At 64.1% G+C, this 8,956-nt stretch carries 9 protein-coding genes and 1 tRNA gene; all 10 read right to left on the reverse strand.

Annotation, left to right across the window (positions count from 1 at the left end; all coding sequences use genetic code 11):
* Nucleotides 1–106: 106 nt before the first annotated feature.
* Nucleotides 107–4,333, reverse strand: a complete 4,227-nt coding sequence (rpoB, locus tag D7Y13_RS11195) for a DNA-directed RNA polymerase subunit beta (RefSeq protein ID WP_120533434.1) — start codon at nt 4,331–4,333, stop codon at nt 107–109.
* A gap of 180 nt (nt 4,334–4,513) precedes the next feature.
* Nucleotides 4,514–4,882, reverse strand: a complete 369-nt coding sequence (rplL, locus tag D7Y13_RS11200) for a 50S ribosomal protein L7/L12 (RefSeq protein WP_120533435.1) — start codon at nt 4,880–4,882, stop codon at nt 4,514–4,516.
* Nucleotides 4,883–4,974: 92 nt separating this feature from the next.
* Complete coding sequence (rplJ, locus tag D7Y13_RS11205) at nt 4,975–5,496, reverse strand: 50S ribosomal protein L10 (RefSeq protein WP_120533436.1); 522 nt, start codon at nt 5,494–5,496, stop codon at nt 4,975–4,977.
* A 396-nt stretch (nt 5,497–5,892) separates the two neighbouring features.
* Nucleotides 5,893–6,606, reverse strand: a complete 714-nt coding sequence (rplA, locus tag D7Y13_RS11210; RefSeq protein ID WP_120533437.1) for a 50S ribosomal protein L1 — start codon at nt 6,604–6,606, stop codon at nt 5,893–5,895.
* Nucleotides 6,607–6,634: 28 nt separating this feature from the next.
* The gene (rplK, locus tag D7Y13_RS11215) at nt 6,635–7,081 is read right to left on the reverse strand and encodes a 50S ribosomal protein L11 (protein ID WP_120533438.1); all 447 of its coding nucleotides are present in this window, start codon (nt 7,079–7,081) and stop codon (nt 6,635–6,637) included.
* A 103-nt stretch (nt 7,082–7,184) separates the two neighbouring features.
* Nucleotides 7,185–7,733: a transcription termination/antitermination protein NusG gene (nusG, locus tag D7Y13_RS11220; protein ID WP_120533439.1), complete on the reverse strand. Its 549-nt coding sequence runs from the start codon at nt 7,731–7,733 to the stop codon at nt 7,185–7,187.
* Nucleotides 7,733–8,176 (reverse strand): preprotein translocase subunit SecE, encoded by a 444-nt coding sequence (gene secE, locus D7Y13_RS11225; RefSeq protein WP_120533440.1) that lies wholly within the window; start codon nt 8,174–8,176, stop codon nt 7,733–7,735. Before secE ends, nusG begins: the two co-directional genes overlap by 1 nt.
* 88 nt (nt 8,177–8,264) lie before the next feature.
* Nucleotides 8,265–8,340, reverse strand: a tRNA-Trp gene (locus D7Y13_RS11230).
* A 22-nt stretch (nt 8,341–8,362) separates the two neighbouring features.
* Nucleotides 8,363–8,527 (reverse strand): 50S ribosomal protein L33, encoded by a 165-nt coding sequence (gene rpmG / locus D7Y13_RS11235; RefSeq protein WP_002617522.1) that lies wholly within the window; start codon nt 8,525–8,527, stop codon nt 8,363–8,365.
* 94 nt (nt 8,528–8,621) lie between these two features.
* Nucleotides 8,622–8,956 (reverse strand): EF-Tu C-terminal domain-related protein (locus tag D7Y13_RS11240; protein WP_500683181.1); only part of this gene is annotated, 335 nt, incomplete at its 5' end.

The raw sequence follows: 8,956 nt of genomic DNA on the forward strand, positions 1-8,956 counted from the left end.
CAAGGCGCCAAACGTTTCGGGCCCCCGCCCTGCACCCGGTCGGCCGCTCCCTCCACGAGGAAGCGATACCGACCGGTCAGGCGGGCGCACCGGCTGCTAAAAAGGCCTAGGCTTCGGTCCCGGACTTCCGGTCCTCGCCGTCGCCACCACCCAGGAAGTCGCCGCCGAAGCTGCGCTGACGCTCCGGGGGCGCGCTCTCCAGCAATTCCACGTCCAGGGCCAGCGACTGGAGTTCCTTGAGGAGCACGTTGAACGACTCGGGCAGGCCGCTCTCCAGGACGTTGTCGCCCTTGACGATCGCCTCGTACATGCGCGTGCGGCCCACCACGTCGTCCGACTTGACGGTGAGGAACTCCTGCAGCGTGTACGCCGCGCCGTAGGCCTCCATCGCCCACACTTCCATCTCTCCCAGACGCTGGCCGCCGAACTGGGCCTTGCCGCCCAGGGGCTGCTGCGTGACGAGCGAGTAGGGCCCGATGGAACGGGCGTGGATCTTCTCGTCCACCAGGTGGTGCAGCTTGAGCATGTACATCACGCCCACGGTGACGTTCTGGTCGAACGGCTCACCCGTGCGACCGTCGAAGAGCACCATCTGGCCCGAGCGGGGCAGGCGGCCTTCGTCGAAGAGGGCGTGCAGCTCCGTCTCGCGGGCGCCGTCGAACACCGGCGTCGCAACGTGGATGCCCTTCTTCAGGCGACGGCAGAGGTCCTGGACCTCCTGGTCGGACAGGCCGTCCACGAAGTCGCCGAAGGCCTTGTCGTCGTACACGGTCTTCAGCTGCTTCTTGAGCTGCTCGCCGCTGAAGTTCTCGTCGAGGTAGCGCTGCAGCTGCTCGCCGACGCCCTTCGCGGCCCAACCCAGGTGGACCTCGAGGATCTGCCCGATGTTCATGCGGCTGGGGACGCCGAGCGGGTTGAGGACGATGTCCACCGGACGCCCGTCCTCCAGGTACGGCATGTCCTCCTCGGGGAGGACGCGGGACACAACGCCCTTGTTGCCGTGGCGACCGGCCATCTTGTCGCCCACCGCCAGCTTGCGCTTGATGGCGACGTACACCTTCACCATCTTGATGACGCCCGGAGGAAGCTCGTCGCCCTTCTTGATGCGGGCAATCTTCTCGCCGAAGGCCAGCTTCACGGCCTCCTTCGTGTCTTCCAGGCTGCGCAGGATGTCGCGCAGGCGCGCGTCCAGCGGCTCACCGACGGAGATCTCGCCCCAGTACTTGTAGGGCACCGTGGTCAGCAGCTCGTCGTTGAGGATGTCCCCCTTCTTCAGGAGGATCTTCCCCTTGTCGTCCACGAGCTTGCCCTGGACCTCCTTGCCGCGAACCAGGCCGCGGAGGCGGCTGTAGGCGGAGTCCTGGAGGACCTTGATCTCGTCGTTCTGATCCTTGAGGAGCTTCGCCTCCTCCATGGACTCGATCTGCTTGGCGCGCTCGTCCTTCTCCACGCCCTTGCGGCTGAACACCTTGGCGTTGATGACGGTGCCCACGACGCCCGGAGGCACGCGCAGGGAGCTGTCACGCACGTCGCCGGCCTTCTCACCGAAGATGGCGCGCAGCAGCTTCTCTTCGGGGGAGAGCTGGGTCTCGCCCTTCGGGGTGATCTTGCCCACCAGCACGTCGCCGGGCTTCACCTCGGCGCCGATGCGGATGATGCCGCTCTCGTCCAGGTCCTTGAGGGCTTCCTCACCCACGTTCGGGATGTCGCGGGTGATCTCCTCCTTGCCCAGCTTGGTGTCGCGCGCGATGCACTCGAACTCCTCGATGTGGATGGACGTGAAGACGTCCTCCTTGAGGATGCGCTCGCTGAGCAGGATGGAGTCTTCGAAGTTGTAGCCCTGCCACGGCATGAACGCGACGACGATGTTCTGTCCCAGCGCCAGCTCACCGGTCTCGGTGGCCGGACCGTCCGCGATCACGTCGCCCTTCTTCACCCGGTCACCCTTGCGGATGATGGGCTTCTGGTTGAGGCACGTGTTCTGGTTGGAGCGCTGGTACTTGAGCAGGTTGTAGATATCCACCTCGCTCGACACGTCGCTCAGGGCCGCGTTGGAGTCCGCCTTCACCACGATGCGGCTGGCGTCCACCGACTCCACGATGCCGTCGCGGCGCGCCACGCAGGTGACGCCCGAGTCGCGGGCGACGATGGCCTCGATGCCCGTGCCCACGAGCGGCGCGGACGTGCGCAGCAGCGGCACGGCCTGACGCTGCATGTTGGAGCCCATGAGCGCGCGGTTCGCGTCGTCGTTCTCCAGGAACGGGATGAGGGAGGCGGCCACCGACACCAACTGGTTCGGGGACACGTCCATCAGGTCCACGTCCTCGGCCTTGACCTGGACGAACTCGCCGCTGCGGCGGCTCTGCACCAGCGCGTTGACGAACTTGCCCTTCTTGTCCGTCTCCGCGTTCGCCTGGGCGATGGTGTGCTTCTCCTCCTCGAGCGCCGAGTAGAAGGCCACGTCCGCCGTCACGCTGCCCGCGTCCACCTTGCGGTACGGCGTCTCCACGAAGCCGAACTCGTTGACGCGCGCGTAGGTCGACAGCGACGCGATGAGGCCGATGTTCGGACCTTCCGGCGTCTCAATGGGGCAGATGCGGCCGTAGTGCGTCGGGTGCACGTCGCGCACCTCGAAGCCGGCGCGCTCACGCGTGAGACCGCCAGGCCCGAGCGCGGAGAGGCGACGCTTGTGCGTCACTTCCGAGAGCGGGTTCGTCTGGTCCATGAATTGCGACAGCTGGCTGGAGCCGAAGAACTCCTTGATGACCGCCGTCACGGGCTTGGCGTTGATGAGATCGTGCGGCATGAGCGTCTCGATCTCCTGGAGGCTCATGCGCTCCTTGATCGCCCGCTCCATGCGAACCAGACCGATGCGGTACTGGTTCTCCAGCAGCTCACCCACCGCGCGCACGCGCCGGTTGCCCAGGTGGTCGATGTCGTCGATCGTCCCCTTGCCGTTCTTGAGGTCGATCAGGTAGCGGATGACCTCCAGGATGTCGCGCTTGGTGAGGATCTGGCCATCCAGGGGCTCCTCGAGGCTGAACTTGAAGTTCAGCTTGAGGCGGCCGACCTTGGACAGGTCGTAGCGCTCCGGATTGAAGAACAGGTTGCTGAACAGGTTCGTCGCCGTCTCCGGCGTCGGGGGATCACCCGGGCGCAGGCGCCGGTAGATCTCCATGATGGCCTGCTCGGGCGACTCGATCTTGTCCAGCATCAACGTCTCACGCAGGTACGGACCCACGTTGAGGTTGTCGATGAAGAGGACCTTGAACTCCTTGATGTCGCGCTTGAGGAGCTCGTCCACCTTCTCCTGCGAGACCTCCTCGTTGCACTCGAGGATGACCTCGCCGGTGTTCTCGTCCACGACGTCGTAGGCGGACACCTTGGTGAAGAGCTCGTCCGCGTCGATGGGCAGCTTCGTCATCTTCGCCGCTTCGAGCTTCTTGATGGCGGCGCGCGTGAACTTGCGGTTCTTCTTGACGATCAGGTCACCGGACTTGGTCTTGATGTCGCGCGTGGCGCGCTGACCCGGCAGGAGTTCCAGCTCGACGCTCTTCTCGAAGTCGGCGGCGCTCTGCAGGTAGATCGTCTCGGTGGCGTAGTAGTAGTTGAGGATCTCCTCGGTGGAACCCTTGAAGTCGAGCGGGTTCTTCTTCGCCGTGTCACCGACGGCGCCCAGGGCGCGGATGAGCACAGTGGCCGGCAGCTTGCGGCGCCGGTCGATGCGCACGTACAGCAGGTCCTTGTGGTCGAACTCGAAGTCGATCCACGAGCCGCGGTACGGGATGATGCGGGCGTTGTAGAGCAGCTTGCCCGACGAGTGGCTCTTGCCCTTGTCGTGGTCGAAGAACGCACCCGGGCTGCGGTGCAGCTGGCTCACCACGACGCGCTCGGTGCCGTTGATGATGAACGTACCGTTCTGGGTCATCAGCGGGATTTCGCCGAAATAGACTTCCTGCTCCTTCACATCGCGGATCGACTGGGCGCCGGTCTCCTCGTCCTTGTCCCAAACGACCAGGCGCACGACGACCTTGATGGGCGCCGAGTAGGTCATTCCACGCTGGTGGCACTCATCGACGTCGTACTTCGGCTTTTCCAGGTGATAGCTGACAAACTCCAGCGAGGAGGTCTCGTTGAAGTCCCGGATCGGGAAGACGGACTTGAAGACACCCTGAAGGCCAAGGTCCTCGCGCTTCTCCGGGGCAATGTCGGCCTGGAGGAACTTTTCGTAGGACTGCTTCTGGATGTTGATGAGATTGGGAATGTCGATGATCTTCGCGATTTTGGCGAAGGTCTTCCGCACGCGGAAATTGTTCTGGATCTGCGTCGGCATTCGGTCTCCGGAGACGGCTGCTCGGGCGGGGCAAACTTCAGTAACGCGCGGCGGCGCCGGGAAATTTGGCAAATGTCAAATGGGCAAAGCCGGCGCCCCAGCAAAGGGGACGCCGGCCTGCTCATCCAGTCAGGAGGCTGCCCGGGATTTCCCGGAAGAACAGGACAGCCCCTGTCAGAACTACTTCACTTCGACGGTGGCGCCAGCCGCGGTGAGCTGGTCCTTGATCTTCTTGGCGTCGTCCTTGTTGACGCCTTCCTTGACCGTCTTGGGCGCGCCCTCGACCAGGTCCTTGGCCTCCTTCAGGCCCAGGCCGGTGATGGCGCGGATCTCCTTGATGACGTTGATCTTGTTCGCGCCCGCGTTCGCGAGAATGACGTTGAACTCCGTCTTCTCCTCGACAGGAGCGGCGGCGACGGCAGGACCCGCGGCAACGGCAACGGCCGCGGCGGAAACGCCCCACTTGGCCTCGAGGGCCTTCACGAGCTCAGCGGCCTCCAGGATGGTCAGGGAGGAGAGGTCTTCGGCAATCTTGTTCAGGTCAGCCATGGAACTGTGTCCTTCTGGTGTTGACTAACGGCCGGCGACCCAGTGGGTCAGCCCAGCCGTGGGGGTTGCGGTAGAAAAACTTCTCGGGACGATTACTCGGGCTTCGACTTGTCCGCGTTGGCCTGGATGACCCGCGCGAGCTGCGACCCGGGGGCCGCGATGGTCCGAACCAGCTTGCCAGCAGGCTGGGTAAGCATTCCGAGCAACTGCCCTCGGAGCTCGTTGAGGCCCGGCAACTTCGCCAGCGCCTTCACACCGTTGACGTCGACCTTGCGGCCGTCCACCACGGCGCTGCGGACCTTGATGGTCTCCATGTCCTTGATGAAATCCATCAGGATCTTGGCAGGAGCCACCACGTCGTCGTAGCTGATGCACAGGGCCACGGGACCCGTGAAGTCATCCGAAATCACGGAGACGGACGTACCCTCAGCGGCACGGCGCGCCAGCGTGTTCTTGATGACCTTGTACTCGACCTTGCCCTCGCGGAACTTCCGACGAAGCTTGGTCACCGTCTCCACATCCACCTTGGAGAACTCGGCGACCACCGCGGACTTGGTCCGGGCGAACTTCTCGTGGAGTTCCTTGATCATCACTTCCTTCTCGCTCTTCAGCACCTTGACTCACCTCCTTTATGGCCCGACCTGACGGTCGGGCGTGATGCCTGGGCCAAAGTGGCAGAGCGAGGGAGGAGCCTCCGAGAGGCACCACACCGCACCTCCAGTCTCGGCAGGGCTGACCTTGCGGCCGTTTGAACCTGGAGTGGAATGAACGCCCGACCGGTTGCCCGGTTCCCAACGGACGCGTCTTCTTCCCTTCCAGGTCCCTGCTGTCATGAACCAGGTCGGAACGCCGCGTCTCTCGACATGGCGCTCCAATTGCAAAAGCCGGGGGCCTATACCCCCGGCTTTCGCAAAGATCCAGCACTTTCTATGAGACCGACGTTCAGCAGGCGACAGGACGGACACTCCCCGTCAGGGAGCGCACCTTTTCCGGCCCGCTGGCGCCGCGAACTAACGGTGGCGCGCCAGGATTTCGGTGGTGTCGAGCTTGATGCCCGGCCCCATCGTCGTCGAGATGGCGATGCCCTGCAGGTACACGCCCTTGGCGGTGGCCGGCTTGAGCTTCATCACCAGGTCCACCAGCGCGTTGAAGTTCGCCTCGAGCTTGGCCGTCTCGAAAGAGGCCTTGCCCATCTTCGCGTGGACGATGCCCGCCTTCTCCGCGCGGAAGTCGACCTTACCGCCCTTGGAGTCGCGGATGGCCTTGGCGACGTCCATGGTGACCGTGCCGACCTTCGGGTTGGGCATGAGGCCGCGGGGACCGAGCACCTTACCGAGGCGACCGACCACGCCCATCATGTCCGGCGTCGCGATGACGGTGTCGAAGTCGAGGAAGCCTTCCTCGATGCGCTTCTGGAGGTCCTCCGCGCCCACGATGTCGGCGCCGGCGTTGGCCGCCTCGGTCGCGCGCTCGCCCTTGGCGAACACGGCCACGCGCACGGTGGCGCCGGTACCGTGCGGGAGCACCACGGCGCCACGGACCATCTGGTCCGCGTGCTTCGGGTCCACGCCCAGGTTGATGGCGACATCCACCGTCTGGTCGTACTTCGTCGCACGCGACTCGACCGTCTTCTTCAGCAGCGCGAAGCCCTCGGCGACGGGGTAGCGCTTGTTGCGGTCCACCAGCTCGGAGGACGCGCGGAACTTCTTTCCATTGGTAGCCATGGCAGGAATCCTTGAGAGAGGGGGCGGGCTAGCCGACGACTTCGATGCCCATGGAGCGCGCGGTGCCAGCAATGGTGTTCATGCAGGCTTCGAGGGACGCGGCGGTGGTGTCCTGGATCTTCTTGTTGGCGATCTCCTCGAGCTGCTTCCGGGTGATCTGCCCCACCTTCTCCTTGCCCGGCTTCTTCGCGCCCGAACCCTTCTTCTTCTCCGTGTGGAGACCCGCGGCCTTCTTGATGAGGATGGCGGCGGGAGGCGTCTTCATGATGAAGGTGAAAGAGCGGTCCGCATACACGGTGATGATCACCGGGATGATGAGACCTTCCTTCGCCTCTGCCTGCGTCTTGGCATTGAACTGCTTGCAGAACTCCATGATGTTCACGCCCTGCTGACCGAGGGCGGGACCAATCGGCGGGGCGGGGTTCGCCTTGCCGGCGGGAATCTGCAACTTGACCTGACCTGTGATCTTCTTCATCGGCGGACTGCTGCCTTTCGATGGGGTGGTTCCAGCGGGTCGCCAGACGGGACGACCCTCCCACCCGTTGATCCGCGCCCGTCATCCGGACGCGGAAGCCTGTTTAGCCGGTGGTCTTCTCCACCTGCATGAAATCGAGCTCCACGGGGGTCGCACGACCGAAGATGCTGACGAGCACGCGCACGCGGCCCTTCTCCGGGTTGACCTCCTCCACCGTGCCGTTGAAGTTGGCGAACGGGCCGTCGATGACGCGCACCGTGTCGCTCGTCTCGAACTGGACCTTGGGCTTGGCCTTGTGGGCGCCCTCGGTCACCTGGGCGGTGAGCCGAGCGACCTCCGCGTCCGACATGGGACGGGGCTGCTCGTTCTGCCCGACGCCCGGGAAGCCGGTCACCTTGGAGGTGTTCTTCACCAGGTGCAGGGTCGTGTCGCTGAGCTCCATCTGGACGAAGATGTAGCCCGGGAAGAGCTTGCGGCGGGTGGTCTTCTTCTCGCCGTTCACCATCTCCACGACCTGCTCCATGGGGATGAGGATCTCACCGATCAAGTCCTGGTCCTGCAGGCCCTTGAGGCGCACCTGCTCTTCCAGGTTCTTCTTCGCCTGGTTCTCGTAGTTCGAGTAGGTCTGGACGGTGAACCATTTCTTCGCCATTACAGCTTCCCCCACAGGGCAGGCAGCCACTCCACCATCAAGTTGTACGCGACGGTGTCGATGCAGAAGAGCAGGATGGCCGCCACGAGCGAGGCGACGACCACGGCCATGGTCGAAGCGCGGGTCTCCGACCAGGTAGGCCAGGTGACCTTCATCAGCTCGGACGCCACGTCGATGGACAGCGCGTGCGTGCGGGGGTGGAAGTAGGCCGCCAGCACCAACCCCAGGGCCACGGCGTAGCCCACGAGGGTCGATACTCGCCAACCCAGACCTTCGAAGAGCTCGACGTCGCTCCAGCCGAACCGGCTCCAGAGCAACCCGAAGACGTGCTCCAGGAAGAGGGCCAGGACGATGCCGGCGACGAGATAGAAGATGACCACGAGCCGCTTGGGGTCGATGCCCGAGCGGTTAGCCTGCTGGCTGGCCTCAGTTGCCGTCGCCATGGTGCCTCACGAGGGACTGCGGAAGCTGGACTGCGAAAAGGCAGGGACCCCCGGCACCGCTCGGTACCGGGGGTCCCTGTACTGAAGCTGGCAGGCCAGGAGGGATTCGAACCCCCAACACGCGGATTTGGAGACCGCTGCTCTACCGTTGGAGCTACTGGCCTAAACCTTCATGGAACGCGCGACCTAGACCTTGCCTTCCTTGTGGTCCGTATGCTTGCGGCACCGAGGGCAGAACTTGCTCAACTCGAGCTTGTCCTGGCTCTTCCGCTTGTTCTTCGTGGTCGTGTAGTTCCGCTCTTTGCACGTGGTGCACTCGAGCGAGATGATGGAACGGTTACCCTTCGGCATGGCTCATTTCACCAGATGCGAGAGGGGAAGGCTACAAAAGCAGCCCTCCCCTCGGCAACTCAGTGCCCGTGGAAGCTGGTCGGCGTGAAGCCGATCAGGCGATGATCTCCGCAACGACGCCCGCGCCCACCGTACGGCCACCCTCACGAACGGCGAACCGCAGCTCCTTCTCCATCGCCACCGGGGTGATGAGTTCCACCTCGATCGCGATGTTGTCGCCCGGCATCACCATCTCGACGTTGTCCGGCAGCTTCACCGTCCCCGTCACGTCCGTCGTGCGGAAGTAGAACTGCGGGCGGTAGCCCTTGAAGAACGGGGTGTGGCGCCCACCCTCTTCCTTCGACAGCACGTAGATCTGCGCCTTGAACTTGGTGTGCGGCGTGATGGAGCCCGGCTTCGCCAGCACCTGGCCACGCTCCATGTCCTCGC

Source organism: Corallococcus praedator (genome assembly GCF_003612125.1).
In the GTDB taxonomy this organism is placed as follows: domain Bacteria; phylum Myxococcota; class Myxococcia; order Myxococcales; family Myxococcaceae; genus Corallococcus; species Corallococcus praedator.

What these genes read in the sequence shown, in the direction of transcription:
- rplA (WP_120533437.1), bottom strand. Translation starts at nt 6,606, where the DNA reads ATGGCTACCAATGGAAAGAAGTTCCGCGCGTCCTCCGAGCTGGTGGAC.
- secE (WP_120533440.1), bottom strand. Translation starts at nt 8,176, where the DNA reads ATGGCGACGGCAACTGAGGCCAGCCAGCAGGCTAACCGCTCGGGCATC.
- rpoB (WP_120533434.1), bottom strand. Translation starts at nt 4,333, where the DNA reads ATGCCGACGCAGATCCAGAACAATTTCCGCGTGCGGAAGACCTTCGCC.
- rplK (WP_120533438.1), bottom strand. Translation starts at nt 7,081, where the DNA reads ATGAAGAAGATCACAGGTCAGGTCAAGTTGCAGATTCCCGCCGGCAAG.
- nusG (WP_120533439.1), bottom strand. Translation starts at nt 7,733, where the DNA reads ATGGCGAAGAAATGGTTCACCGTCCAGACCTACTCGAACTACGAGAAC.
- rpmG (WP_002617522.1), bottom strand. Translation starts at nt 8,527, where the DNA reads ATGCCGAAGGGTAACCGTTCCATCATCTCGCTCGAGTGCACCACGTGC.
- rplL (WP_120533435.1), bottom strand. Translation starts at nt 4,882, where the DNA reads ATGGCTGACCTGAACAAGATTGCCGAAGACCTCTCCTCCCTGACCATC.